Genomic DNA, 381 nt, shown 5'->3' on the forward strand with positions numbered 1-381 from the left:
TATAGAGATTGTTAAGAGACTTATTCCTACTAAAGGCTGTGGGAGTATTATGTATGATTATATTAGAATCAATAAACGTACAAAAGAACCTTTAAGAGGAAAGTATAAAGTTATTGTAAATAAAGATGAGTATTACAAAACCTTCTTTGAAGAGGGTAATATTCGAATCGAAAATGATATCAACATAGTTAAGTATTATTGCAAAGGAAAATTATGGAAACTATATATATATGTTGGAAGAGAATATGCGTTGCTATCAAAAAGCAACCTTGATAAAGAAAAAGGAGTGTTATATATCAAATATTTTGATTATAGTGATATAGATGAAAAAGAGCCTGGTCTTATAGGAGAAAAAGATAAACAGAGTACAGAAAAATTTCT

Annotated in this window: 1 protein-coding gene; it reads left to right on the forward strand. The window is 27.6% G+C overall.

Features of this window, described 5'->3' with window-relative positions; translation table 11 throughout:
- A partial coding sequence (locus HMPREF1551_RS13930) for a hypothetical protein (RefSeq protein WP_021628212.1) occupies positions 1–381 on the forward strand: 381 nt, incomplete at both ends.

Origin of the sequence: Capnocytophaga sp. oral taxon 863 str. F0517 (genome assembly GCF_000466425.1) — a bacterium.
Lineage (GTDB): Bacteria > Bacteroidota > Bacteroidia > Flavobacteriales > Flavobacteriaceae > Capnocytophaga.